We start from the raw sequence: 26,334 nt of genomic DNA, 5'->3' as shown, positions 1-26,334 counted from the left end.
ACCCGCACTTTGTGAAAACTTTCCCTTACAACCAAAATACGCCGGTTTGACGCAGTCGAACAGGGCAGGCGATGACGAAGCGGCCAATCTCACAGGGGGGTGTGGCCCGCACCGCCAGGGAATCAGCGGCTGGTGAAGTGCCAGATGACGCCGATGGTCCACACCGACCCGGCCAAGGCGGCGCACCCGAACTCGACGAGGATGCCGAGGCCCGTTGACTTCAGGGTCGCGGCACTGGCGCGCAGCGCGGAAGCCAGGTCCCGCCGTCGTGCAAATTCCGCCAGCAGCAGGCCCGCGCCGAATCCGACAAAGAGGCCCACCACGGGGATCAGGAACATGCCGGCGATGCCCGCGGCCACCGCGACGAGGATCGTTCCGCGGGGGATCTGCTGGCGTTTCATGCTGCGGCCGGTCAACACCGCGGAGGCCGACCACCCGACCACGGCCAGGGCCATGCCGATGCCGGCGCATACCCACGCCGCGGGGCTGCCCAGGATCCGCGCCCAGGCCAGCAAGGTGAGAATGGTCAGCAGGCTGCCGGGCAGCACGGGGTAGACCGTGCCAACCACGGCGACAACCAGCAAAAGGCCGGCGATGACGGAGACCAGGATCTGTGTGTCCACGACCCCAGTCTGCCAGCATCACCGGCCCCTGGAACGACGTGGGGTCAGAGGTTGACCTTGACGTCGCCTTGCTTCTTGAGCTTCTCGACCAGGGTCGCGGTGGCCTTGTTCTCCTTCTGCTGCTCGACCTGCTTCTTGAGCTGCGACTTCACTTCCTTGTACTTCGGCATGGCTGCTGCCGAACCGCCGCTGGCGCCACCCTGCTGCTTCTGGGCTTGCTCGGCCTGGGCGTAGGCGGCCTTCATTTCCTTCTCGCTGGCGGTGAAGGTGCCGAGTTCCTTCTTGATGACCCCTTCGACCTCGACCTGCTGCTTGAGCTGCTTGTCTACGGTCGCGCGATCCATGCCCTGCTTCTTCAGCGCGGCCAGGAACTCCTTGGAATTCATCTGATTGGTCTTCGCCGCGGCGGCCAGGGCCTTGTCCATATCTGCCTTGCTGGCCTTCAGCCCCGTCTTCTCGGCGTGCTGCACCAGCAGTTCGGACCCGACCATGCCCTCGACGGCCTGTTTCTTCATCTCGGTCTGGTCGGAGACGTCCTGGCCCGACATCTGGGCCTGCATCGCGGCCTGCTGGAACTGGCTCTTGTAGACGTCGGCGAACTCGTCCTTGGTGATGTCCTTGCCGTTGACCGTGGCCACCACGTCCGGGACGCCGTTCATGTCAGGCGAAGGCGCGGCGGCCTCCTGGCTACCAGCGGACTGCGAGGAGGGCGCCGGGGACGATCCGGCAGCCTCGTCGTTTCCACCGCTGCCGCATGCAGTGACCAGGGAAAGGGACCCCACCAATGCCAGTGCGGCCATCATCTTCTTCTTGTTCACGTGCTACCTCCTGAGGTATTCGAATCCCGACGAGGCTAGCAACATGACCTGAACGGAGTCTGGATACAGCACCCCAAAGCCCCGGATTACGCTCTCGGCCTACCCCGGAACCAGGTCCGGCCCCCACGAGTTGGGCAGACAAGACAGAGAGCCACGACCCGTACACCGATGGCACGATTCCAGGAGGACCACGATGGGCACGTTCAACAAGCTGGTGGACAAGGGCAAGCAGATGGCCGGGAAATACCTGCGCGAGCAGCTGGCAGAACACCAGGGCCAGCGTCCTGCCACGCCACGGGACCGGGGACCGCAGCAGGACCCGCATGCCGGGCGTCAGCGCACCCCGGATCCCCGGATGGGCACCGCCCCCGGCCGGACGGCGGGGCCCGCACCGACTGCTGACGAGGCGGCCATTGCGAAGTACAAGTACATGCTGCACACCGCGCCGCCTGAGGACATGGAGCGCGCGCACATTGAGGCCTTCTCACGCCTGACCCCGGCACAGCGCGATGCGTTGCAGGCCGGCCTGGGCGACGAACTGCCGGCCGGCGAGCGCCCGCGCTCCAACCGGCCCGAGGACCTGGCCCGTTCGGCCACCCGCGCCGAGGTGGCCCGCCCGGGTTTCATGGAACGGCTCCTCGGTGGCGGTGGGCGCTCCGGGGCACGGGGCACGAGCCGCGGCTTCGGGGGGCTGGCAGCCGGGGCCGCCGGAGGCATCGGCGCCGGGCTGATGGCCGGGGTGGCCGGCGGGTTCATCGGCAGCGCCATCGCCGGGCCGCTGCTGGACGGCTTCTCCGGGATCGGCGACGGCCTGGGCGGGGCCCTCGGCGACGTCACCGGCGGGCTCGGGGACACGGTCTCCGGCCTGGGTGACGCGGCGTCCGGACTGGGCGATACCGTGTCGGCCGGCGGAGAGGCGCTCTCCGGTGGCGGCCTGCTCGATGGGCTCCTGGGCGGCGGAGGCGAGGGCTTCCTGGGCCAGGGCGGCGACGGTTTCTTCGGCGGCGGGGCGAACGACTGGGAACTCTGACCACCACGGATTGTTGAACAATCCGCCATCTTGATGCATGCTGGGGGGACCAGCAAAAGAGACGGAGATCACGGTGAGCAGCATCGACCTGAACAGCGACGTGGGCGAGTCCTTCGGAAATTGGACCATGGGCGATGACGCGGCCATCTTCCAGTCCGTATCCAGCGCGAACGTGGCGTGCGGTTTCCACGCCGGGGACCCCTCCACCATGGGCCAGACCTGCCGCGACGCGGTGGCCGCCGGTGTGGTGATCGGCGCCCACGTGGCGTACCGCGATCTGGCAGGATTCGGCCGCCGCTTCCTGGACTGCTCCCCCACCGAGCTCGCCGACGACGTGCTGTACCAGCTCGGTGCACTCGACGCAGTGGCCCGGGCGGCCGGCGGTTCCATCCGCTACGTCAAACCCCACGGCGCGCTCTACAACACGATCGTCCACCACGAGGCACACGCCCAGGCCGTCGTCGACGCGGTGAAGGCCTTCGGCACCGACCTGCCGCTGCTGCTGCTCCCCGGCTCCGTTGCCCTGGCCCGCGCCGAGGCCGCCGGCTTGCGGGCGGTGGCCGAGGCCTTCGCCGACCGCGCCTACAACCCGGACGGCACACTGGTCTCCCGACGTGAGGAAGGCGCCGTCCTGCACGATCCCGACGTCGTGGCCGCGAACATGGTGCGCCTGGCGACCGAGGGCACGCTGCAGGCCCGTGACGGTTCCACCCTGTCCATGTCGGCCGAAAGCATCTGCCTGCACGGCGACACCGCCGGTGCGGTGGCCATGGCCGCCTCCGTCCGCCGGGGCCTGGAAGACGCAGGCGTCACCATCGGCTCCTTCGCATGAGTTCACCGGCGGTGCGCTGGGCAGGACCCCGCACCCTGCTGTTGCAGCTCGGCGCTCTCGAGGAGGTCCTCGCCCTGCACGCCCGGCTGATGCGCTCACCGCTTCCCGGGCAACTCGAGGTGCTGGCCGCCGCCGAAACCGTGATGCTCGCCTTCGATACCCGCGCCCACGCACTCGCCGCCCCGGCTGCGGTCCAACGGCTCGAGCACGCGGCGGACGCTGCTGCAGCCGGCCGCGAGATCACCCTGGATGTGGTGTACGACGGCGAGGACCTCGCCGAGGTGGGACGGCTCACCGGTCTGGGCGCCGAGGGCGTCATCGCCGCACACACCGGGCAGGTCTGGACCGCGGCGTTTGGCGGGTTCGCCCCCGGGTTCGCCTACCTCCACGGCGAGGACGAACGGCTGGCGGTGCCCCGTCGCGACAGCCCGCGCACCGCGGTGCCCGCGGGATCGGTCGCCCTGGCCGGACCGTTCTCGGCCGTCTATCCGGCCCGCTCCCCGGGCGGCTGGCAGCTGATCGGCCACACCGACGCCACCCTGTGGGATCTGGACCGCGAGCGCCCCGCCCTGGTGCGCCCCGGGGACACCGTGCGCCACCGCGCCGTCCGCGCGTTCATCGACGTGCGCACCGCCGGACAGGCCGTCGGACAGGCCACCGTCGAACAGCCCCCCGGATCCGGCACCGCACTGACCGTGGTCTCCCCCGGCCTCCAATCACTCATCCAGGACCTCGGCCGCCCCGGACTGGGCGACCTCGGGGTACCGGCGGCCGGTGCGGCCGACACGGCGTCCACCCGGCAGGCCAACCGCCTGGTCGGCAACCCGCCCGGCGATGCGGTGATCGAGACCCTCCTCGGCGGCCTGCAGGTCAGGGCCGTCGGGGCACTGGTGGCGGCCCTCACCGGTTCCGCGCAGAGCGCCTCCATCACCGGACCCCACGGCGACCGGAGCGCGCCCGCCCGCACCCCCTTCGCCCTGCACGACGGCGAAATCCTCACCCTGGATGCCCCGGGCACCGGGTTGCGCAGCTACCTCGCCGTCCGCGGCGGACTGGCAGTTCCCCCGGTACTGGGCAGCCGCTCCACCGACACGCTCTCGGGCATCGGCCCCACCCCGCTGGCCTCCGGCACCTCGCTGCCCGTCGGCCCCGCGGGCCACGGCCACGTGGTGGGCAACCCCGAACCGGAAGCCACCGGAACCCCGGTGGAGGGCACCCTCACCCTGCGCGTCACCCCCGGCCCCCGGGCCGACTGGTTCGACGACACAGCACTCACCTCCCTGTGCGATGCGCCCTGGAGGGCCGGCACGCAATCCAACCGCATCGGCGTCCGGCTCGAGGCCGGGGACGGCCAGTCCCCGCTGCAACGCACCCGCTCCGGGGAACTGGCCAGCGAGGGCACCGCGACCGGATCCCTGCAGGTCCCGCCCTCGGGCCTGCCGGTCCTCTTCCTCGCGGACCACCCGGTGACCGGCGGCTATCCGGTGATCGCCGTCGTCGTTCCCGAGGACCTCCCGGCCGCCGCCCAGGCCGCCCCCGGCACCACCCTCCACTTCCGTCTGGTCGACCCGGACACCCTCGAAACCCCAGCCACCATCGAAGGAACCCACCCATGAAAAAGGTCCTGATCGCCAACCGCGGGGAGATTGCCGTCCGCGTGGTCCGCGCCTGCGCCGACGCCTCGCTGGCCTCCGTCGCCGTCTACTCCGACCCCGACGCCGATGCCCTCCACGTCCGCCTGGCCGATGAGGCCTACGCGCTCAACGGCACCACCAGCTCCGAGTCCTACCTGGACGTGTCCAAGCTGCTCGGGGTCGCCGCTGCCTCCGGGGCCGACGCCGTGCACCCCGGCTACGGGTTCCTCTCCGAGAACGCCGACTTCGCGCAGTCGGTCATCGATGCCGGGCTGACGTGGATCGGCCCCACCCCGCAGGCCATCCGCGACCTGGGCAACAAGGTCACCGCGCGGGACATCGCCGTGCGCGCCGGGGCGCCGTTGGTCCCGGGCAGCGAGGGGACGCTTCAGGACGCGGCGGCGGTCCACGCCTTCGCCGCCGAGCACGGGGTCCCGGTGGCCATCAAGGCGGCCTTCGGCGGCGGCGGCCGCGGCATGAAGATCGCCCGCCGCATCGAGGACATCGACGACGCCTTCGAGTCGGCGGTCCGCGAATCCACCGCTGCGTTCGGCCGCGGCGAGTGCTTCGCTGAACGCTTCCTGGACCTGCCCCGCCACGTCGAGGCCCAGATCCTGGCCGACACCCACGGCAACGTCGTGGTCGTGGGCACCCGCGACTGCTCGCTGCAGCGGCGCAACCAGAAACTCGTGGAGGAGGCCCCCGCCCCGTTCCTCACCGACGACCAGCGCTCCCGCATCCACGAATCCGCCAAGGCCATCTGCCGCGAGGCCGGCTACACCGGTGCCGGGACCGTCGAATACCTGGTCTCCCCCGACGGGATCATCTCCTTCCTGGAGGTCAACACGCGCCTGCAGGTCGAGCACCCGGTCACCGAGGAGACCACCGGCGTGGACCTGGTCGCCGAGCAGTTCCGCATCGCCGACGGCCTGCCCCTCTCGTTCACGCAGGACCCGCAGCCCACCGGCCACGCCTTCGAGTTCCGGCTCAACTGCGAGGACCCCGCACGCGGCTTCCTGCCCTTCCCCGGCACCATCGACGCCTTCGAGGCACCCACCGGTGCGGGCGTCCGCGTCGACACCGGCGTCGGCTCCGGGTACACCGTGCCCACCCAGTACGACTCCCTGCTGGCCAAGCTGATCGTCCACGGCGCCGACCGCCAGCAGGCGCTGCGCCGCGCCCGGGCAGCCCTCGACGAACTGGTCATCTCCGGCCTGCCCACCGTCATCCCCTTCCACCAGGCAGTCGTCCGGCACCCCGATTTCACCGCCACCGACAGCTTCGGGGTCCACACCACCTGGATCGAGACCTCCTTCGCCGACGAACTGGCCGCCTCCCCGTACCTCGCCGCCGCCCAACCCGGCGCCGAACGCGAGCGGCTGACCATCGAACTCGACGGCAAGGCGGTCCAGCTCGGCCTGCCCGCTGCCCTGCTCGGCGCCCTGCGTGGCGGCGGAACAGTGCACGACGGCGGTGCCTCCTCCGCTGCCGCGGCACCCTCCGCCGGGGCCGGCACCGGCGACGGCACGGAACTCACGGCCCCCATGAACGGCAACCTGGTCAAGTGGGTCGCCGCCGACGGCGCCGAGGTCGCCGCAGGCGATCCGGTGCTGATCCTGGAGGCGATGAAGATGGAGACCACCGTCCCCGCCCACCGCACCGGCACCCTGCGCCGCGGGGGCACCGAGCCGGGCACCGCCGTCGTGCGCGGTGAAACGCTGGGATCCATCAACTGAACCGCACCCCGTCCGGGAGCAGCCACCCGGCCCGGTAGATTGGAGACATGTCAGTGAACGCCCTGCTGGAGGACCTCGACCCCGATATGTCGCGGCATGCCCACACCGGGGCGTGGATCGCCGCCGTGCTGCGCCGCCGGATCGCGCAGGGACTGCTGACGCCCGGCTCCAAGCTGTCCGAGCAGACACTGTCCGCCTCGCTGGGTGTCTCGCGCAATACGTTGCGCGAGGCGTTCAGCACGCTGGCCGGTGAATCGGTGGTGGAACGGATCCCCAACCGCGGGGTCTTCGTGGCCGCCCCCGGCGCGGAGGAGGTCCGCGAGATCTACCGGGTCAGGCGCCTGATCGAACCGGCAGCAGTACTCTGGGGCACCCCGAGCGAACGCGACCTCGACGAGATGGACACCATCGTCGCGCACGCCCAACAGGCGCGGGCGGCCGGCTCGGTCTCCGACATGGCCGATGCGAACCAGGCACTGCACCAGGCGGTCGTCGCGTTGACCGGCAGCTCGTCGCTCCAGGTGCTGATGGAGCAGGTGCTGGCCCAGATGCGGCTGGTCTTCCACGCCATGTCGGCAGCCCCCGACTTCCACACCCACTACGTCCAGCGCAACATCGACATCGTCGCCCGGCTCCGTGCGGGGCGGCCCGCCGAGGCCGCCGAGGTGCTGCGCAGCTACCTCGACGATGCCGAAGCCGAACTGCTCGGACACCTCGAGGCCCACGGCACGACGCCGGACCCGACCACCAACTAGCGAAGGACACCTCATGCGCATGCCCCGGATCCTGGGCCTGGTCCTCGCCGGAGGGCAGGGCTCCCGGCTGGGCGCGCTGACCGATGACCGGGCCAAACCGGTACTCCCCGTCGGTGGCACGTACCGGCTCATCGACATCGCGCTGTCCAACCTGGCGCATTCGCACATCAGCGACGTCTGGGTCATCCAGCAATACCTGCCCAACAGCCTCAACGAACACCTGGCCAACGGCCGGCCCTGGGACCTGGACCGCACCCATGGCGGGATGCGCGTCCTGCCGCCGTTCCAGGGCGCCGACGGTGCGGGATTCGCCCACGGGAACACCGATGCGCTGAACCGGCAGAAGGAACTGATCCGCGAGTTCGACCCGGAGCTGGTCCTGATGCTCAGCGCCGACCACCTGTACACCCTGGACTTCCAGGACCTCATCGACACCCATCGCGACCGGGACGCCGACCTGACCATGGTGACGACGATGGTCGATGAGAACCCCACCCGCTACAGCGTCGTGTCCACCGACGACGACGGCACCGTCACCGACTTCGCCTACAAGCCCCAGGACCCCCAGGGCCGGCTCGTGGCCACCGAGATCTTCCTCTTCGAGGCCTCCGCGCTGCTCACCGCGTTGGACGAGCTGGAAGCACGTGAGGGCGAACTGGGTGACTACGGCGAGGACCTGATGCCCTGGTTCATGGAGCACCGCCAGGTGGTGGAGCACCGCCACGAGGGCTACTGGCTGGATCTGGGCACGTTGCAGTCGTATTGGACGGCCCACCTGCAGCTGCTCGACGGCAACGGCGCCGACCTCGACAAACCCGATTGGCCGATCCTCACCGCCAAGCCCCAGCTGCTGCCCGCCCGCATCCACGCCACGGCTCAGGTGGCGGACTCCCTCATCGCTGCCGGCACCGACATCCGGGGCACCGTCGAGCACTGCGTCATCGGCCCGCGCACCGTCATCGAGGAGGGCGCCACGGTCCGCCACAGTGTGCTCCTCGACGGGGTGCATGTGGCCGCGGGCGTCACGCTGGAGAACGTCATCGTCAATGCAGGCGCCCATGTTTCCGGCGGCAACCGCCGCGGCACCAGCGGTGCCGTGACGCTCATCGACGACGATGGGCTGGTCAGCACCACCGAGGAATTCGACCGGACGGCCGTCCTGCCCCAGGGGTTCTGAGCACGACGGCGGCTGCCGGGCTCGGCGGTCAGGCCTGCGGCAACCGCAGGATCACTGCGGAAACCGCGTCCACCGTGATCCCGCCCTCCGTCCGTTCGACCCCGCCCGCGCCGGTGGACAGCAGGACCTCCCCGGGTTCCCCGGGCAGTGGCACGGTGGCATCGCGCTCCGCCAGGTTCACCGCCACGGCGATCACGCCCCGCCTCAGCAGCAGCCACCCTTCCGCCTCATGGAACTCGACCTGGGGCCAGGTGCCGGTATCGGCCAGATCCGGCTCGGCAGCGCGCAGGGCCAGCAGCCGGCGGTACAGCTCCAGCATCCGGGCGTGGACCGTTCCCGGCGCCTCCGCTTCGGACCAGTCGAGCTTCGAGTCCAGGAACGTCGACTCGGCCTGCGGGTTCGGAACCACGCCGGGGTCCCACCCCATGGCAGCGAACTCGGCCAGCCGGCCTTCCGCCGTCGCCTGCCCCAGTTCGGGCTCCGGGTGGGAGGTGAAGAACTGCCAGGGCGTCGACGCGGCGAACTCCTCGCCCATGAACAGCAGGGGGGTGAACGGGGCCGTCAGGTTCAGCACGGCCGCCAGCTCCAACCGGTCGGCCGTCAGGGTGGCGGTCAGCCGGTCCCCCGCGGCGCGGTTGCCGATCTGGTCATGGTTCTGCGTGCACACCACCAGCTGCCCGGGCGTCACCCGGTCCTGGTTGACGGGCCGCCCGTGGTGGCGTCCGCGGAACGACGAATAGCTGCCGTCGTGGAAGAACCCGCCGCGCAGGACCTGGGCGAGCGCCCCCACCGATTCGAAGTCCGCGTAATATCCGGCGGTCTCCCCCGTGAGGTTCACATGGACCGCATGGTGGAAGTCATCGCTCCACTGCCCACAGAGGCCATCGCCGTTGACATCGCGCGGCTGGATCAGCCGGTCGTTGTTCAGGTCCGATTCGGCGATGAGGAACAAGTCCTTGCCGAGCTGGTGCCCCAGCGCATCGGTGGCCGCCGCCAGCTCCTCCAGCAGCGGGGTGGCCCGCGTGTCCTTGAACGCGTGCACGGCATCCAGCCGCAGCCCATCGACGTGGTGGTCGCGCATCCACATCAGCGCGTTCTCCACGATGTAGCTGCGGACCTCATCCGAGTCCGGGCCGTCCAGGTTCACCGAGTCGCCCCACGTGTTGGCGTTGCCCGCCGTCAGGTAGGGGCCGAAACGTGGCAGGTAGTTCCCGCTGGGACCGAGGTGGTTGTAGACGACGTCCTGGATGACGCCGAGCCCGTGCTGGTGGGCGGCGTCGACGAAACGCTGGTAGGCGGCCGGACCGCCATAGGTTTCCTGGACCGCATACCAGAGCACGCCGTCATAGCCCCAGTTGTGCGTTCCGTTGAAGGCGTTGACGGGCAGCAGCTCGACGTGCTGGATCCCCAGTTCGGCCAGGTACCCCAGACGTGCCGCCGCGGCATCGAGGGTCCCCTCCGGGGTGAAGGTGCCCAGATGCAGTTCGTAGATGGCCCCACCGGCCAGCCCCGGCGATTCCCAGGACGCATCGCCCCAGCTGTGGGCACCGGGATCGAAGGTGCGCGAGAGCCCGTGGACCCCGTCGGGTTGGCGCCGCGAGCGTGGATCCGGCAGCGGGGTATCCTCGCCGTCGACCAGGTAGCCGTAGTCGAGTTCCCCGGGAGGGGGAACGACGGCGGGAGCCCACCACCCGCCGTCGTGCTGGTGCATGGCCACCCGCTGGCCCGCTACCAGCAGCTCCAGTGCGTGGGCCCGCGGGGCCCAGACGGCGAACGGCTTGTCCATGGTGTTCCCCTATTCCCCCGTGGGCACGAGCACGGCGCCCGGGTAGTCCGCGAAGACGTCGGCGGCCCGCAGGTGGCCGTCGCTGCTGTGCAGACGGCCGGTGATTTCGTCCCGGTAGGAGCCGGGGGCGACGTGCAGTTCGGTGTCCCGCCAGCCTCCGTCGGCACCAAGGCGGATGGGAAGGCGCGTCACCGCGGCGATGGCCCCGCCACGGTCGAAGGCGAAGAGGTGGTCGGCGGCCACCCCGGTGACGGCGACTGCCTCGTAGCCGGTGAACAGTTCCGGACGGTCACGGCGCAGCCGCAGGGTCCGGGAAACCATCAGCAGTTTCGCGGCACCGTCGGCGTCCAGCGGGGGGACCGACGCGGCCCCGTCCCCGCGGTGAAGTCCGGCCAGCACGGTGCGCCGTAGGGCGAAGTCCACCGGACGGCGGTTGTCCGGGTCCACCAGCGAGCGGTTCCAGAACTCGGTGCCCTGGTAGACGTCGGGAACGCCCGGCATGGCCAGTTGGAGCAGCTTGGCGCAGAAGCCGTTGGACCAGCCGGCCGCCCGGATGTGCCCGTCGACGCCGCGGACCATCCCGAGCAGCTCCGGGTGGTCGTACGCGGCATCCACCGCGGCGTGCAGGCGGGCCTCGAATTCCTCGTCGGGATCCGTCCACGTGGTGCTGTTTCCCGCCTCCCTGGCCGCCTTCTCGGCGTAGGCGTGCGCCCGCTCCCGGCTCGCCGGGTACGAGCCCACGGCCGCCTGCCACAACAGGTCGGCAAACGGCTCGTCGCCGAGCGGGACCAGCGCGTCGAGTCGTGCCATGGTCTGGGCCCAATATCCGGGCAGCTCCGAGAGCACGCTGATGCGGGCCCGGGTGTCCTCGCCCCGCTTGGTGTCGTGGGTGCTCAGCGTGGTCATCGCGTCGGGGGCCTCCAGTTGACGGGCGGCCAGCCGGGTGTGGAGTTCGAACGGTTCCACCGCGAAGATCGAGGGGTCTGCCCCGACCTCGTTCAAGGAGGTCAACCGGGTGAACCGGTAGAAGGCGGTGTCCTCCACGCCCTTGGCCATGACCATGCCGGAGGTCTGCTGGAAGCGGGTGGCCAGTTCGCCCAGCCCGCCCTCGCCTGCCGGATGGAGCAGCGGGTGCAGTGCAGTGATGGCCTCCGCGATGTCGGGTCGGTGGATGCGGGCGGCGATGACTGCCGCCTCCAGGTGGTCTGCGCCGTCGGGCAGGTAGCTGCGGTAGACCGGGAAGCAACTGAGGATCTCGGCGAGCGCGTCGATGGCGGCTTCCGCGTCCACCGCGGCATCCGCGGGGACCAGCCGCGCGAGCCGGAGGACCTCGGAGTGCAGCAGGCCGTCGGCGATGGCACGCTTCGTGTCGTGGATCATCGGGTGGTAGCCCTCCACGGGTGCCACCTCGCTGAGCACCTTCCGGCCCTCCGGGTCGACAAAGAGGCGGTCGATGTCCGCGAGGGCGTCATAGCCGGTGGTGCCTTCGCATTCCCAGCGCGCCGGCAGTTTCTCGCCGGGTTCGAGGATCTTCTCGACCAGCAGGTAGGCCCCTCCGGTGATCGCGCGCAGGCGTTCCAGGTAGCCGGCGGGATCGGCGAGGCCGTCGGGATGGTCGATGCGCAGCCCGTCGACCAGGCCGTCGTCGAACCAGCTGCGGATCTGGGCGTGGGATTCGTCGAAGACCCACGGCACCTCCACGCGCAGGCCGGCCAACGAGTTCACCCCGAAGAAGCGGCGGTAGTTCAGTTCGTTGTCGGCACGGCGCCAGTTGACCAGTTCATAGTGCTGGCGGTCGTGGACCGTGCGGGCATCCTCCCCGGCGGCGGCGGTTCCGGCTGCGACGGGGAAGGCATGTTCGTAATAGTGCAGCTCAAGCCCGTCCTCGGCCGGGACGAGCTGGAGCTGATCCAGTCCGTCGTCGCCCAGCACGGGTAGGCGGATCCGCCCGTTGGCCGCGTCCCAATCGACGTCGAAGGCCTCGGCATAGCGGGAGGACCGGCCCTCGCCGAGCAGCGAGAACCACCAGCGGTTGAGCTTCGGGGTGGCCACGCCCATGTGGTTGGGCACGATGTCCACCAGCACTCCCATTCCGGCGTCGTGGGCTGCCCGGGACAGCGCCTCGAGCCCCTCACGGCCACCGCGGGAGGCATCGACGGTCGCCGGATCCACGACGTCGTAGCCGTGGTCGGAACCCGTCTCCGCGGTGAGGATCGGGGACAGGTAGACCCAGTCGACCCCGAGGTCCCGCAGGTACGGGACCAGCTCGGCGGCGTCGTACAGGGTGAATCCGGGACGGATCTGCAGGCGGTAGGTCGAGCGCGGGATCCTCATGGCTATTCCACCGGCTCCCCTGCGTCCCCGCTGCCCGGTTCCCCGCGCGGCCCGGCCAACGCGGCCAGCGAGGCGGCCACCGAATGGTCCGTCTCCGCGGCCTTTTCGTAGGCGCGCAACACCAGCAGGGAGCGGGCCATCACCGTCGCGGTGCTGCCGGCCGCCACCTGGTCGGTGCTGGCATACTCGCCCGAGGTGTCCAGCACCGGTTCCCACTGGGTGCCATGCTCCTCGGCGGGAACGGTGAAGTCCACATCCTCGTGGTACGGGTTGAAGTACAGCAGGAAGTTCCGGTCACGGATCGCCTGGCCTCGTTCGTCGGCTCCGGCGATCCCGTACCCGTTGAGGAAGACCCCGAAGGATTGCGCCAGGTCGGCGTCCCAGTCCTTGGGGCTCATCGGCGTCCCGTCCTCGCGGAGCCACTCGATGTCCGGCAGGTCCTCGCCATCGGCGCGTTCGACCGGGCGGCCGTCGAAGAAGCGGCGGCGCCGGAACGTCGGATGTTCGGCGCGGAGCCGGTTGACGGCTGCGGTGAATTCCAACAGCGGCGCATCCGCGTGCTCCCAGTCGACCCAGGACAGCTCCGAGTCCTGCGCGTACGTGTTGTTGTTGCCCTGCTGGGTCCTGCCGAGCTCGTCGCCGTGGGAGATCATCGGCACCCCCTGCGAGAGCAGCAGGGTGGCGAGGTAGTTGCGTTGCTGGCGGGCCCGCAGGGTCTGGATCGCCGGGTCATCCGTGGGGCCCTCGACGCCACAGTTCCAGGACCGGTTGTTCGATTCGCCGTCGTTGTTGTCCTCGCCGTTGGCGTCGTTGTGCTTGTCGTTGTAGGAGACCAGGTCCCGCAGCGTGAACCCGTCGTGTGCGGTGACGAAGTTGATCGATGCCACGGGACGTCGGCCGGAATGCTCGTACAGGTCGGCCGAGCCGGAGAGCCGTGCGGCGAACTCGCCCAGGGTGGAGGGCACCCCCCGCCAGAAGTCGCGCACGGTGTCGCGGTATTGCCCGTTCCATTCGGTCCACTGCGGCGGGAAATTGCCGACCTGGTAACCACCGGGGCCGATGTCCCAGGGCTCGGCGATGAGCTTGACCTGCGAGACCACGGGGTCCTGCTGGATGAGCTCGAAGAAGGTCGAGAGCTTGTCGACGTCGTAGAATTCGCGGGCCAGCGTGGAGGCCAGGTCGAAGCGGAACCCATCGACATGCATCTCGGTGACCCAGTAGCGCAGCGAATCCATCAGCAGCTGCAGCGGGTGCGGGTTGCGCACGTTCAGCGAGTTTCCCGTGCCGGTGTAGTCCATGTAGTACTGCGGGTCGTCCTCGACCAGACGGTAGTAGGCGGCGTTGTCGATGCCGCGGAAGGACAGCGTGGGGCCCAGGTGGTTGCCTTCGGCGGTGTGGTTGTACACGACGTCGAGGATCACCTCGATGCCGGCCAGGTGCATGGCCTTGACCATCGCCTTGAACTCCTGGACCTGCTGGCCCTCGTCGCCGGTGGAGCAGTAGGTGTTCTGCGGGGCGAAGAAGCCGATGGTGTTGTAGCCCCAGTAGTTGGACAGGCCCTGGTCCTGCAACGTGGAATCGTTGACGAATTGGTGCACCGGCATCAGTTCGATGGCCGTGGCGCCGATCTTCTGCAGGTGGCTGATGATGGCCGGATGGGCCAGGCCGGCGTAGGTCCCACGTTGTTCCTCGGGGACCTCGGGATGTGACTGGGTGAGCCCCTTGACGTGGGCTTCGTAGATGACGCTCTGGTGGTAGGGCCGCTGGGGGCGCCGATCCCCGGCCCAGTCGAAGTAGGGGTTCACCACGACCCCGAGCATCATGTGGGCTGCGGAATCATCGTCGTTGACGGATTCCTCGTCGCCGAAGACATACCCGAAGAGCGAGGGATCCCAGTCGACCTCGCCGTGGACTGCCTTGGCATAGGGGTCCAACAGGAGCTTGTTCGGATTGCACCGCAGTCCGGCGGCAGGATCCGAGGGGCCGTGCACCCGGTAACCGTACTTCTGCCCCGGCATCGCCTGCGGCAGGTAGCAGTGCCAGACGAAACCATCCACCTCGGTGAGGTCGATGCGGGTCTCTGCACCGTCGTCGTCCAGCAGGCACAACTGCACCGCGTCGGCGACCTCGCTGTAGAGCGCGAAGTTGGTGCCGTTGCCGTCGTAGGTGGCGCCCAACGGGTAGGCGCTTCCGGGCCAAACGTCCATGTGTGCTCCTCCGAACGGGGTCGGACACCCGGTGCGGTGCCCTGCCGCTCACGATATAGGCAGCCGGGTCATTCCGCATCGTGTTCCGCGTCTCGTGACGACGCCGCCGGCACGCGGTGATGTGGCGGCCACTCCCCCCTGGGAGGGAGTAGCCGCCACATCACGGGAACCGGAACTGGGGATTCCTGTTCCCGCGGCGTGCGGGGAGACCCTGGGGAGGCCTCGGTCCGCACGGGGTGCACCATCGCGCCGGTCAGGGCACGAGGTAGTCGATGTCCCGGGCGTCGGTGACGAGCATGTGCCCGGGCGCATGTCCGATGGCGAGCGGCGGACGCGATTCCATGACCGCTGCCTGCGGGGTGACCCCACAGGCCCAGAACACGGGCAGGTGGCCGTCGGGGACGTCCACCGGGTCGCCGAAGTCCGGCCGGGACAGGTCATCGATGCCCAGCTCCGCGGGGTTGCCGATGTGGACCGGTGCTCCGTGGACGGCCGGGTAGCGGGAGGTGATCCGCACCGCGTCGGCGACCTGGGAGGCCGGGAAGGGCCGCATCGAGACGACCAGCGGGCCGGACAGGGTCCCGGCTCCCGCGCAGCGCACCGTCGTCCGGTACATCGGCACGTTCACGCCCTGCTCGATGTGGGCCACCGGGAGACCGCCGTCCAGCAGCGCCGCTTCGAAGGTGAAGGAGCAGCCGACGATGAACGTCACCAGGTCATCGCGCCAGTGGGCGGTGAGGTCGGTGGGCTCGGCCACGGGTCGTCCATCCTCGTAGACGATGTACTTCGGCACGTCGGTGCGGATGTCCCCGCCGGCCAGCAGCGGTCCCGTGGTCTCCCCGGCGTCGAGGACGCCCAGGATCGGGCAGGACTTGGGGTTCCGTTGGGCGAAGAGCAGCACGTCGAAGGCCTGGGCCTTCGGGACGATGATCAGGTTCGCCTGGGCATAACCGCGGGACATGCCGGCCGTCGGTGCCACCAGCCCGTCGCGGAAAGCGGCCCGGGCCTGCGCGGGGGTCCAGGCTCCCCGCGCCACGGTGGGATCCGGGCCAGGCCCGGGCACCGCCGTCGTGCCCTGTCCTGCGGTCGGGGTCATCGCACTCACGCCCACAGCTGGCCGAGGCCGGAGAGCGACATCCAGCCCAGGTAGAGGGTCAGCAACCAGGCCAGCACGCCGACGATGAGCAGCCAGAGGGGATACTTGTAGCCCTGCAGCAGGTCCCTGCGGCGCCAGGCGACCCACAGGATGACCGCGAACCCGATGGGCAGGATCAGCCCGTTGAAGGCCCCGGCGAAGATCAGCAGCGTCTGCGGGGCCTGCCCGAGCAGCAGGAACGCGGCGGCACAGAAGGCGATGAACGCGACGGTGATGAGGTTGCGGGTGCGCTCGGAGGTCCTGGAGGTGGTGATGAAGGAGACCGAGGTGTAGGCGGCGCCGACCACCGAGGTCAGCGCGGCGCTCCAGAGCACGACGCCGAACATGCGCAGGCCGATTTCGCCTGCCGCGTGCTGGAAGGCCTCGGCTGCCATGTTGTTTCCGGCGAGGGTGACGCCGCCGGCGACGACGCCGAAGATCGCCAGGAAGAGCAGCACGCGCATGATCCCGGTGACGATGACGCCGAGCACCGAGCTCTGCGTGATGGCCTTGACGTTGTCCGGTCCGGTGGCGCCGGAGTCCAGCATGCGGTGGGCGCCGGCATAGGTGATGTAGCCGCCGACGGTGCCGCCGATGAGCGTGGTGATGATCAGGAAGTCGACCTTTTCCGGCAGGACCGTGTTCTTCAACGCCTCGCCGATCGGCGGTGCGGCGACGATGGCCACGTAGATCATCAGCAGGATCATGACGGCCCCGAGGAGCACGACGATCCGGTCCAGTGCCATGCCGGCGCGCTTGGAGAGGAAGATCAGGATGGCCACGACGGCGGAAATGGCACCACCGATCTTCGGGTCCAGGCCGAGCATCGCGTTCATGCCCAGGCCGGTTCCGGCGATGTTGCCGATATTGAACACCACCCCGCCGATGAAGACCAGGACGGCCAAGACCCATCCGACACCGGGGAGGACCTTGTTGCCCAGTTCCTGGGCGCGCATCCCGGAGATCCCGACGACTCGCCAGACGTTGAGCTGGACGGCGATGTCAACGAGGATGGAAATCAGGATCGCGAAGGCGAACGCGGCGCGCAGCTGGACCGTGAAGACGGTGGTCTGCGTGATGAAGCCGGGGCCGATGGCGCTGGTGGCCATCAGGAACATGGCTCCCAGCAGGGCGGTCCGCCGGGCGGCCGGGCTCAAGCCCTTCTTGGTGGGTGTCTCGGACATGGGATGGTCCATCCTGTCGACGGTGACCGGGGTCACATGAGCGGTTGCTGTCTCGAAGCCTACAGGTTGTTGAACAATCCTGACAAGATATTGTTCAACAATTCTTGGCCGGAGGTCCCGGCCTAGGGACAAGTGACGCACGCTACCCTGAGGTACGTGAAGTTTCTCAATGACGTGACCCCGCAATATGACCTGACCTACAACGACACCTTCATGGTGCCGTCCCGCTCCGCGGTGGCCTCCAGGACGAGCGTCGACCTGACGACGCCCGACGGCATCGGCACCTCGATCCCCTTGGTGGTCTCCAACATGACCGCCGTGGCCGGCCGGCGCATGGCGGAGACCGTCGCCCGTCGGGGCGGCATCACCATCCTGCCGCAGGACATCAGCAGGGACGCCGTCAACGACATGGTGGGGCAGGTCAAGCGCGCCCACCCCGTGCTGGAAACCCCCATCACCGTCCAGACCACGGACGCCGTGGCGACCGCCCTGTCACTGCTGGGGAAGCGCTCCCATGGAGCCGCCGTCGTCCTCAACGGCGACGAGCCGGTCGGGATCGTGACCCTGGGGGATTGCCAGGAGGTCGACCGCTTCGCCCGCATCTCCGAGGTCATGAGCGAGAACATCGTCACCGCATCGGTGGACGACGAGTCGCGCTCGGTCTTCGAGACCATCGCCGAACGCCACCTGACCATGGTGCCGGTGCTCGACGGCGGACACCTCGCCGGGGTGCTCACGCGCAAGGGCATCCTGCGCTCCGCCATCTATTCCCCCGCCGTCGATCCCCAGGGCCGGCTCATGGTCGGCGGTGCCGTGGGCATCAACGGCGATGTCCGCGCCAAGACCACCGGGCTGCTCGAGGCGGGCGTGGACGTCCTCGTCGTCGACACGGCACATGGCCACCAGGAAAAGATGATCGAGGCGCTGCCGCTGGTGAGAGCCGCACGCGACGAATTCGCCCAGCGCACCGGACGCCGCCTGCAGGTGGTCGCCGGAAACGTCGTCTCCCCCGCAGGCGTCACGGATCTGGTCGCGGCAGGCGCGGACATCCTCAAGGTAGGCGTCGGCCCGGGGGCCATGTGCACCACGCGCATGATGACCGGTGTGGGACGCCCCCAATTCTCCGCGGTCCTCGAATGCGCCGCCGCGGCCCACGAGTCCGGCGCGGAGGTCTGGGCCGATGGCGGCGTGAAGTACCCGCGCGACGTGGCCCTGGCCCTGGCCGCCGGTGCCGCCAGCGTGATGATCGGTTCCTGGTTCGCCGGAACCCACGAATCCGCTGGCGACCTGGTACTCGATTCGGACGGCCGCGCCTACAAGGAGAGCTTCGGCATGGCCTCGGCGCGCGCCGTGCAGAACCGCACGAAGCACCAATCCGCCTTTGACCGGGCGCGCTCCGCGCTGTTCGAGGAGGGCATTTCGCACTCGCGCATGTACCTGGATCCCGCACGTCCGGGCGTCGAGGACCTCCTCGACTCGATCATCTCCGGCGTGCGCTCCTCCTTCACCTACGCGGGCGCCAATTCGATCGCCGAGTTCCGCGATCGGGCTGTTGTCGGCGTGCAGTCCAGTGCCGGCTACGAAGAAGGCCGCCCGCGCGAGACCTCCTGGTAGGACGAAGGTGGCCCGGTCAGCCGGCCGGTCCACCTGGACTGGAGGCAGTTGACCCGACGCCGCGACGGGTCTTTGATTCATCACATGGTGAATGAATCGATGGCCCTTGAAGTCGACGGGCTGACGGTCCGCCGGGGCAAGGCCACAGTGCTGGAGGATCTGTCCTTCGGCGTGCGCGCCGGCGCCGTCGTGGGGCTACTGGGGCCCAGCGGTTGCGGCAAATCGACGCTGATGCGCAGCATCGTCGGCACGCAGGTGGTCCATGGCGGCTCGATCCGGGTGTTCGGCGAACCGGCCGGGTCTGCGGCGCTCCGTCGCCGGGTCTGCGGCGCTCCGTCGCCGGGTCGGCTACATGACCCAGTCCGTCAGCGTCTACGACGACTTGACCGTTCGCCAGAACCTCGACTACTTCCGCAAGGTCCTCGGGGCACGGCCCCAGATGGTCGACCGCGTCCTGGAGCTGACGGATCTCTCAGCTACCGCGGCACAACTGGTGGAGAACCTATCCGGGGGCCAGCGCAGCCGCGTCTCCCTGGCGGTCGCGCTGTTGGGCGAGCCGGATCTGCTGGTGCTCGACGCCGACAGTGGGGCTGGACCCCGTCCTGCGGGCAGACCTCTGGGCGCTCTTTCGTCGACTCGCTGCCGCGGGAGCCACACTCCTGGTATCCAGCCACGTCATGGACGAGGCCACGCGTTGCGACCGTCTGCTCTTGATGCGCGAAGGCGAAATCATCGCCGATGATTCCCCCGACGGCCTGCTCGCCTCGACGGGAACACACACTGCGGAGGAGGCGTTCCTGGTCCTGATCTCCTGTCGGGCAATGGCGGCCACCCCCACGTCCACCCGCGCCCGCCATCGACGGGGACCGGATGCCGGGGGCGGGGAAAAACCATGAACGCCGTAGCGACTTTCGCCACTGCCGGGCGGGTCCTGGCCCAGATCAGGCATGATCCGCGGACCGTCGCCCTGTTGTTGATCGTTCCCAGCCTGCTCATCGGCCTGGTGGCGTGGATCTTCACCGAAACCCCGGTCTTCGCCACCATCGGTCCCGCAATCATCGCCCTGTTCCCGTTCATCGTCATGTTCCTGGTGGCCAGCATCAGTACCTTGCGGGAGCGACGGTCCGGGACCCTCGAACGACTCCTGACCATGCCCCTGGGTAAGGGATCGTTCATCCTGGGCTATGCGCTGGCCTTCGGGCTGCTGTCGATCGTGCAGACGGCCATCGCGGTGACGTTCTCGGTCTGGGCATGCGGCTTGGAGATCTCGGGGCAGTTCTGGCAACTTTTTCTGGTTGCGGTCGCCGACGCGCTACTGGGGACGGCCTTGGGCCTGCTGGCGAGCGCGTTTGCGCGCAGCGAGTTCCAGGTGGTCCAGTTCATGCCGGCCTTCGTCTTCCCGCAGATCCTCCTGGGTGGCCTTTTCCTGCCACGCGATCAACTGCCGGATGTCCTGCGGACGATCGGTGACTGGCTTCCGCTCTCGCATGCCATGGATGCCCTCAATGCCGTCGCCACGGGACAGGAGGACAGTTCCTACATCATGCTGCGCATCATGTTCATCTGCGCCTGGATCGTCGGGGCGATCGCTCTGGGGTCGGTCACGTTGCGTCGCCGGACCCCCTGAGGTCAGGGTGCGGTACCGGGGAGGGCTGGAGCCTGGGACCGGTAGGTGTGGCCCGTAGGTGTGGTGACTTCGATGGCATGCCGGTCACCGGGAACCACCCGCGAGTTCCACCCACGGGCTTCCTTCGTGTGATTGCAGGCCGAACACGTACCTGCACCGTTATCCGCCGAGGTCTGCCCGCCGGCGGCATAGGCGACCACGTGGTCCCGCTCCCTGATGGGGGCGTCGCACCATGGACGGGAACACACCTGGTCCCTCACGCCGATGAATCGGCGCAACCCGTCGGGAAACAACCGGGCCTTCGAGTCCATCCCGACCAATGCCCCGGTGCCGGGAGCGGTATACAACCGACGCAGCCACACCAGTTCCTGGTCGGTGCCACCGTCAGGCCATCCACGCCCGACTGCGGCGGGGCCGCCAACGTCCTGGGATGGTTCGAGATCCGGGGGACGGGTTGCGTCCCGAATCAGATCCCGGGCAATCTGCGCGGGAACCACTCCGTACCCTTGGAGGTAGGCCGGCTCGACGTCCCCCTTGAACAAGGTCCGGTCCGTCATCACCAGCTCGACCTCAACGCGCACATTCGCAGCCCGCGCCTGTCCCGTCACCCGTTCGACCAGGGTGTCGGCCATGACCTGCCCCCGACTGCGCACGTCCCCCTGGGAAGTGGCAAGGTCAGCGGCACGCGATAGCGCCTTGAAGACGGACACCGCCTGGGCCACGGGAAGGACCCCGGTCAGGACGGCCATCGTGTCGGGGGCGGGGCGCAGACTCACGTGACGGTCGCCCACGGCCTTCCGAGCGCGCCGCACGAGTGCTGCTGCATCGAATTGGTCGGCGAGCTGGCGGGCCATCGCGGCCACACGCCGGTCCCCCGCCCCCTCGGTGGTACGCGGGTCGGCCATCAACGCTTCGTCGACCTTCTGGCGGTCCTCCAAGGACAGGCACGCCGTCTCCTTGACCAGGACCATTGCCCGCGATTCGCTGATATGTCCCGCCCTGAAAGCCTGGTGAGTGTGGGGCATCTCGGTGACCACCGCACGGCAGAACCCCATCCATTGCCCGCCCCGGGATGGCGCTTCGCGGCGCGCCAAGGCCAGTTGGGCGCCGGCCGCCGCCCCCAGATCGGCCTCCGCGACCCCGGAAGCACGTTCCCGCTCGACGATGCGCGCCCGCAATTGGACGGCGGCCCGCGCTTGGTACGCCGCCGCAGCAGCCTTGGCGCCCTCCAGCTCACGCAGCAGGTCCACCAGCGCATCCTCCGACAGGTCCGAGCGCCCAAACGCGAATTGGCCCACTATTGAAGACACCGCGGCGATGACCCCGGCATCCGATTCCACCGCGCCCCGGGCATCCGGCGCAGTCGGAACCACGCCGGGAGGATCACCTGCCTCGACGCCCGTCTCCACAAATTCTTCGAACATGTATTCGAGTCTAGTTTCATGCAAGGACGGACCGGGAGGTTGCCGCCCACCTGTGGATGACCACCCCGGCCAGCCCCGCACGAGCCGCCTGTGGAGGGGAAGTCGGGCTCGGGCACCGGCTAGAGCCAGGGCACCGCTCCGCGCGTGTGCTCGAAGACCAGCGACGTCTGCGTCGAGGCCACCGCGGGGTTTGCCGAAAGGTTGTCCAGGACGAACTGGCGCACGTCATTGGAATCCTTGACCGCAACATGGATCAGGAAGTCGTCGGTGCCGCCCAGGAAGAACAGCTGGACAACACCCGTCTTGCCGCGGATCTCGTCGGCGAAGCTTGACATCAGGTGCCGCGCACCCGGGCGGATGCGCACAAAGATCAGCGCCTCCAGCGCATGGCCCAGCACTTCCGGGTCCAGGTCCAGGGTGAACTTGCGGATGACCCCGGACTCCCGCAGCGCATTCATGCGTGCCAGGCAGGTCGAGGGGGCGATCCCCAGTTCCTCGGCCAGCGAGTTGTTGGTGCGTCGGGCGTTTTCCGTGAGCATCCGCAGCAACCCGCGGTCAATGTCGTCGAGCTCATACGGCCGCTTGCCCCGAAGATCTTTCGCTGTGGCCACGATCACACCTTTATGGATTGATGGAAACTGCAGATATTCGCGATCCTACCGGAGAAAATTCTGCAGAACGCGCAGACCTCCGCAGAAAAACTACGCTTTAATCACCACAGCTCATCTGGCTGGAACCGGGAATGGGAGCCCGGCGCCGGCACACTGACATCAACACCAAGGAGTACCCCATGATCATCGGCGTTCCCCGCGAAATCAAGAACAACGAATTCCGCGTTGCCATCACCCCGGCCGGTGTGTCCGAGTTCGTCGAGCGCGGCCATGACGTCGTGGTCGAAACCGGCGCGGGCGTGGGTTCCGGCATTCCCGACAACGAGTATGTCGCTGCAGGTGCCCGCATCGGTGCAGATGCCGACGCCACCTGGGCCGAAGCCGACATGATCCTGAAGGTCAAGGAACCCATCGCGGACGAGTACCACCGCATCCGTCGTGGCCAGATCCTGTTCACCTATCTCCACCTGGCAGCCTCCCGCGAGTGCACCCAGGCCATTCTCGACGCGGGTGCCACGGCCATCGCCTACGAGACCGTCACCAGCGGACGCAGCCTGCCACTGCTCGCCCCGATGTCCGAGGTCGCCGGTCGGCTCGCGGCCCAGGTCGGCGCCTACCAGCTCCAGCAGCCCAACGGCGGATCCGGCGTGCTCATGGGCGGCGTCCCCGGGACCCGGCCGGCCAAGGTCGTCGTCATCGGTGGCGGTGTCGCCGGGGAGAACGCCGCGGCGATCTCCGCGGGCATGGGCGCCGACGTCACCATCATCGACATCAACCTGGCCCGGTTGAAGGACATCGACGTCGCCTACAACGGACGCATCAAGACCCTCGCCTCCTCCAAGTTCACCATCGCCGGCGAGGTCGCCGCCGCGGATCTGGTCATCGGGTCCGTGCTGATCCCCGGGGCAGCTGCGCCGAAGCTGGTCACCCAGGACATGGTCGCCCACATGCGTCCCGGCTCCGTGCTCGTGGACATCGCCATCGACCAGGGCGGCTGCTTCGAGGGCTCGCACGCCACCACGCACGCCGACCCCACCTTCACGGTCCACGACGCCGTCTACTACTGCGTGGCGAACATGCCCGGAGCGGTCCCCCAGACCTCGACGGCGGCCCTGACCAACGCGACCCTGCCCTACGCCCTGCGCATCGCCAGCCAGGGCTGGCGCGCGGCACTGCAAGCGGATCCGGGGCTGGCCAACGGCCTGAACGTGCACGATGGCCGCGTGACCTTCGCGCCGGTCGCCGAGGCACTGGGCCTCGAGTACACCCCGACGGCCGCGGTGCTCAACGGCACCCCCGTCGGCTGAGCCCGCCCGTCGCATGGCCCGGCCCGCCCCGGCTGAAACCAGGGCGGGTCTAGGCTGGGTCCAGACAGAAAGGGGCCCGAATGTGGCATGAATACGGCCTGAGCTGGGCGGATGCAGGGCGGGTCATCGTCTCTGCCGTCGTGCTCTATGTCCTGGTCCTGGCGCTGATCCGCGTCATGGGGCAACGGACCATGGCCAGCCTCTCCAGCTTCGACCTGGCGGCTGCCGTGGCACTCGGCGCCGTCGTCGGACGCGCCATCCTCGGCTACACACCCACCCTCGCCGCAGGAGCCCTGGGACTGGTGACGCTGCTGGTCCTGCAGGCGTTGACGGGGCAGCTACGGCGTTTTCGCCCAGCCGCGGGAGTGATCAGCAACCGCCCTTACCTGCTCATGGCGGGGACCGAGGCGATCCACGAGAACCTTCGACGCACCCACGTCTCGGTCCCGGAACTGACTGCGCGCTTGCGCCTGGCCGGAGTGCGCGACCGCACCGAAGTAGCATGCGTGATCCTGGAGTCGACCGGCCAGATCAGCGTGTTGCGTGCCGGCGTTCCGATCGAGCCGGCCCTGTTGGACGGCGTCGTCGGAGCCGAGCAGCTCCCGTCGTCGTACCGTCGCCCGGACAACTAGCCGTTGCGCCGCCGGTAACGGATCCACAGCAGCGCCGCGGCCACGATGAGGACCACCCCCAGCGCGATCCACCACCAGCCCACGGCCAGCGCCGCGTAGACCACTGCCATGCCGACAGTCGCGTAGATCAGCGCCCACATCAGGCAGCCGGCCACCACGGCGGGCAGATAGCGGGACAGCGGCATCCGGGACATCCCGGCGCTGGCGTTCACCGCGGTCTGGATGCCGACGGTCAGGAAGGACAGCGGCACGGCCAGGATCCCCCAGCGGGCCACGAACCTGCGGGCGCGCAGGTAGATCGGGCCCTCGAGGAAACGCTCGAACCGCGAATGGCTGACCCCGGCAACCACGCCGCGGCCGATCCAATACGTCGTGTTGGCGCGCGCCATCGCCAGCAGGAAAAGGAACAGGTACGCCCAGCCAAAGGGTGCATCGCGTAACCAGTCCATTCCGCCAGATTACCGCGTGCGCGGGACCGGGTACGACGACGGGGCAGGACCGGGCGCCCGGGCTACGGCACCGATTTGATGCGGTAGACCAGCACCGCTGCCGCCAGCCCGATGATGGCCGCGAGGACGAACAGGGCCATGTACCCGCCCAGGAACTTCACCGCGACCAGCGCCAGCGCGGGGGCGATCATCTGGGGCAATGCCGCGGCGATGTTCACCACCCCCATGTCCTTGCCGCGTGCGGCGGCGGAGGGCAGCACCTGGGTGAGCAGGGCGAAGTCGACGGCCAGGTAGGCGCCGAATCCGACGCCCAGGACGGCGGCCCCGACCATCGCCGCGGGCCAGACCTGGAAGAACGCCATGATCAGCGCGGCACACGCGATGATCGCCGAGGCCCCGGCAACGAAGACCTTGCGCTTGCCCACCCGGTCGCTCCACCGGCCGGCGATGACGCTGGTGATGACCACCATGATGGCGTAGAGCCCGGTGAGCACCAGGACCCCGCCGGCTGGGTTCGGGTGGTGGATCACGTCGGTCAGGAAGAACAACAGGTACACGATGACCAGCTGGTTGCCCACGAACATCAGGAACCGGGTCAGCCACGCCCACCCGAAGTCCGGATGGAGGGCCGGGTTGATCCAGAATCCGCGCACGAAGACGCCGATCCTGAAGGGTTCGTGGCTTCCGCCGGGCAGGACCGGGTCGTTGCGGTGGGTGAGGTAGGGGATGACGCCCACCGCCAGGGCCGCGGCGCAGATCCAATAGCCGACGGCGACGTTGCCGGAGATCACGAACCCGACCACCGAGCCACCGAGGATGCCGAGGGTCTGCCCCATGGCGGCCAGCCCGCCGACGGTGGCACGCTGGGCCAGCGGCACCCGGTCGGGAACTGCTGCGGTGATGGTCGAATACATGGCGTTGCAGCCGGCCTGGACCAGGCACCAGCCGATGACCAGGGCGGCGATCGTCGTCGCCCCGGAGAGGAAGAGCATGGCAGCGGTACCCAGCACCGCCCCGCCGAGGATCCACGGCGAACGACGCCCCCAGCGGGAGGTGGTGCGGTCCGAGAGCGCGCCGGTCACCGGGTTCGCCACCAGCGCCACGCCGGCCCCGCACGCTGTCACGAGCGTGAGGATGGCCTCCTTGTTGGCGGGGTCGATCCCGGTGGCCTGCAACCCGATGAGGATGTTGATCGGCGCGAAGAACGCGACGTTGATGACGACGTTGACCAGGACGGCGCCCAGGACCCAGCGCCCCCTGACCTGCCGGGTCGGCTCGGCCAGCGCCTCGACGGCGCTCACAGGATCCCCTGGAGCAGACCGGCCCCCGCGGTGCCGATGAGGGCGATGATCAGCAGCCACGTCAGCGGCTTGGCAAGGGCGCGGGTTTTGTCCATGATGCGACCATCGTATTCCGCCG

General features: G+C 69.0%; 22 protein-coding genes and 2 pseudogenes. 13 read left to right on the top strand and 11 right to left on the bottom strand.

Annotation, left to right across the window (positions count from 1 at the left end; translation table 11 throughout):
- Nucleotides 1-122 precede the first annotated feature (122 nt).
- A complete protein-coding gene (locus ABD088_RS08390; RefSeq protein ID WP_343901438.1) occupies nt 123-623 on the bottom strand; it encodes a DUF456 domain-containing protein in 501 nt (166 codons plus the stop codon).
- A 44-nt stretch (nt 624-667) separates the two neighbouring features.
- Nucleotides 668-1,441, bottom strand: a complete 774-nt coding sequence (locus ABD088_RS08385; protein WP_343901436.1) for a SurA N-terminal domain-containing protein — start codon at nt 1,439-1,441, stop codon at nt 668-670.
- A gap of 193 nt (nt 1,442-1,634) precedes the next feature.
- Between ABD088_RS08385 and ABD088_RS08380 the strand changes: the two genes are divergently transcribed.
- The 6 genes from ABD088_RS08380 (at nt 1,635) to ABD088_RS08355 (ending at nt 8,605) form a co-directional block, all read left to right on the top strand.
- A complete protein-coding gene (locus ABD088_RS08380) occupies nt 1,635-2,471 on the top strand; it encodes a hypothetical protein (protein ID WP_343901435.1) in 837 nt (278 codons plus the stop codon).
- A 73-nt stretch (nt 2,472-2,544) separates the two neighbouring features.
- Nucleotides 2,545-3,303: a LamB/YcsF family protein gene (locus ABD088_RS08375; RefSeq protein WP_343901433.1), complete on the top strand. Its 759-nt coding sequence runs from the start codon at nt 2,545-2,547 to the stop codon at nt 3,301-3,303.
- A complete protein-coding gene (locus ABD088_RS08370; RefSeq protein WP_343901432.1) occupies nt 3,300-4,919 on the top strand; it encodes a 5-oxoprolinase subunit B/C family protein in 1,620 nt (539 codons plus the stop codon). The genes ABD088_RS08375 and ABD088_RS08370 overlap by 4 nt, the downstream gene beginning before the upstream one ends.
- Nucleotides 4,916-6,673 carry an acetyl/propionyl/methylcrotonyl-CoA carboxylase subunit alpha gene (locus ABD088_RS08365; RefSeq protein WP_343901431.1) on the top strand — a complete coding sequence of 586 codons (1,758 nt, stop codon included), beginning with the start codon at nt 4,916-4,918 and terminating at the stop codon, nt 6,671-6,673. The genes ABD088_RS08370 and ABD088_RS08365 overlap by 4 nt, the downstream gene beginning before the upstream one ends.
- Nucleotides 6,674-6,720: 47 nt before the next feature.
- Nucleotides 6,721-7,428 carry a GntR family transcriptional regulator gene (locus ABD088_RS08360; RefSeq protein WP_343901430.1) on the top strand — a complete coding sequence of 236 codons (708 nt, stop codon included), beginning with the start codon at nt 6,721-6,723 and terminating at the stop codon, nt 7,426-7,428.
- A 13-nt stretch (nt 7,429-7,441) separates the two neighbouring features.
- Nucleotides 7,442-8,605 (top strand): glucose-1-phosphate adenylyltransferase family protein, encoded by a 1,164-nt coding sequence (locus tag ABD088_RS08355; RefSeq protein WP_343901427.1) that lies wholly within the window; start codon nt 7,442-7,444, stop codon nt 8,603-8,605.
- Between the two features lie 28 nt (nt 8,606-8,633).
- Here ABD088_RS08355 and treZ read toward each other — a convergent pair whose 3' ends face one another.
- From treZ to ABD088_RS08330, 5 genes are all read right to left on the bottom strand, one after another.
- Nucleotides 8,634-10,391 (bottom strand): malto-oligosyltrehalose trehalohydrolase, encoded by a 1,758-nt coding sequence (gene treZ, locus ABD088_RS08350; RefSeq protein ID WP_343901426.1) that lies wholly within the window; start codon nt 10,389-10,391, stop codon nt 8,634-8,636.
- Between the two features lie 9 nt (nt 10,392-10,400).
- A complete protein-coding gene (treY, locus tag ABD088_RS08345) occupies nt 10,401-12,725 on the bottom strand; it encodes a malto-oligosyltrehalose synthase (protein ID WP_343901424.1) in 2,325 nt (774 codons plus the stop codon).
- Between the two features lie 2 nt (nt 12,726-12,727).
- Nucleotides 12,728-14,932, bottom strand: coding sequence for a glycogen debranching protein GlgX (gene glgX, locus ABD088_RS08340; RefSeq protein WP_343901422.1), 2,205 nt, complete (start codon nt 14,930-14,932; stop codon nt 12,728-12,730).
- 253 nt (nt 14,933-15,185) lie between these two features.
- Complete coding sequence (locus ABD088_RS08335) at nt 15,186-16,028, bottom strand: putative hydro-lyase (protein WP_343901673.1); 843 nt, start codon at nt 16,026-16,028, stop codon at nt 15,186-15,188.
- A 5-nt stretch (nt 16,029-16,033) separates the two neighbouring features.
- On the bottom strand, nt 16,034-17,251 hold the full coding sequence (locus ABD088_RS08330; RefSeq protein ID WP_343901421.1) for an NRAMP family divalent metal transporter: 1,218 nt from the start codon (nt 17,249-17,251) through the stop codon (nt 16,034-16,036).
- A gap of 156 nt (nt 17,252-17,407) precedes the next feature.
- Between ABD088_RS08330 and ABD088_RS08325 the strand changes: the two genes are divergently transcribed.
- From ABD088_RS08325 to ABD088_RS08315, 5 genes and pseudogenes are all read left to right on the top strand, one after another.
- Nucleotides 17,408-18,865 carry a GuaB1 family IMP dehydrogenase-related protein gene (locus tag ABD088_RS08325; protein WP_343901419.1) on the top strand — a complete coding sequence of 486 codons (1,458 nt, stop codon included), beginning with the start codon at nt 17,408-17,410 and terminating at the stop codon, nt 18,863-18,865.
- Between the two features lie 84 nt (nt 18,866-18,949).
- Nucleotides 18,950-19,108 (top strand): annotated as a pseudogene (locus ABD088_RS17250) (ATP-binding cassette domain-containing protein); the annotation flags it as partial.
- A 19-nt stretch (nt 19,109-19,127) separates the two neighbouring features.
- Nucleotides 19,128-19,382, top strand: a pseudogene (locus tag ABD088_RS17245) (hypothetical protein); the annotation flags it as partial.
- Nucleotides 19,383-19,449: 67 nt separating this feature from the next.
- Nucleotides 19,450-19,761 carry an ATP-binding cassette domain-containing protein gene (locus tag ABD088_RS17240; RefSeq protein WP_372710945.1) on the top strand — a complete coding sequence of 104 codons (312 nt, stop codon included), beginning with the start codon at nt 19,450-19,452 and terminating at the stop codon, nt 19,759-19,761.
- Nucleotides 19,758-20,492 (top strand): ABC transporter permease, encoded by a 735-nt coding sequence (locus tag ABD088_RS08315; RefSeq protein WP_343901418.1) that lies wholly within the window; start codon nt 19,758-19,760, stop codon nt 20,490-20,492. Before ABD088_RS17240 ends, ABD088_RS08315 begins: the two co-directional genes overlap by 4 nt.
- A 2-nt stretch (nt 20,493-20,494) precedes the next feature.
- Here the strand turns inward: ABD088_RS08315 and ABD088_RS08310 are convergent, their stop codons facing one another.
- Nucleotides 20,495-21,916: an HNH endonuclease gene (locus tag ABD088_RS08310; RefSeq protein ID WP_343901416.1), complete on the bottom strand. Its 1,422-nt coding sequence runs from the start codon at nt 21,914-21,916 to the stop codon at nt 20,495-20,497.
- Between the two features lie 119 nt (nt 21,917-22,035).
- Nucleotides 22,036-22,527 (bottom strand): Lrp/AsnC family transcriptional regulator, encoded by a 492-nt coding sequence (locus ABD088_RS08305; RefSeq protein WP_343901414.1) that lies wholly within the window; start codon nt 22,525-22,527, stop codon nt 22,036-22,038.
- Between the two features lie 179 nt (nt 22,528-22,706).
- On the opposite strand from ABD088_RS08305, the gene ald reads away from it, so the two are divergent.
- Together ald and ABD088_RS08295 are read left to right on the top strand one after the other, a co-directional pair.
- Entirely contained in the window at nt 22,707-23,834 is a 1,128-nt protein-coding gene (gene ald, locus ABD088_RS08300) for an alanine dehydrogenase (RefSeq protein ID WP_343901412.1), read from the top strand.
- An 80-nt stretch (nt 23,835-23,914) separates the two neighbouring features.
- Nucleotides 23,915-24,466 carry a DUF421 domain-containing protein gene (locus ABD088_RS08295; RefSeq protein ID WP_343901411.1) on the top strand — a complete coding sequence of 184 codons (552 nt, stop codon included), beginning with the start codon at nt 23,915-23,917 and terminating at the stop codon, nt 24,464-24,466.
- Here the strand turns inward: ABD088_RS08295 and ABD088_RS08290 are convergent.
- A complete protein-coding gene (locus ABD088_RS08290; RefSeq protein ID WP_343901409.1) occupies nt 24,463-24,915 on the bottom strand; it encodes a DedA family protein in 453 nt (150 codons plus the stop codon). The genes ABD088_RS08295 and ABD088_RS08290 overlap by 4 nt on opposite strands.
- A 62-nt stretch (nt 24,916-24,977) precedes the next feature.
- Nucleotides 24,978-26,216 carry an MFS transporter gene (locus ABD088_RS08285; RefSeq protein ID WP_343901407.1) on the bottom strand — a complete coding sequence of 413 codons (1,239 nt, stop codon included), beginning with the start codon at nt 26,214-26,216 and terminating at the stop codon, nt 24,978-24,980.
- Nucleotides 26,217-26,334: the final 118 nt, after the last annotated feature.

It is taken from the genome of Arthrobacter rhombi (assembly GCF_039526245.1).
GTDB lineage: Bacteria > Actinomycetota > Actinomycetes > Actinomycetales > Micrococcaceae > Arthrobacter_H > Arthrobacter_H rhombi.
The sequence above is the reverse complement of the archived record's forward strand: the minus strand, read 5'-3'. Positions and strand labels throughout refer to the sequence as shown.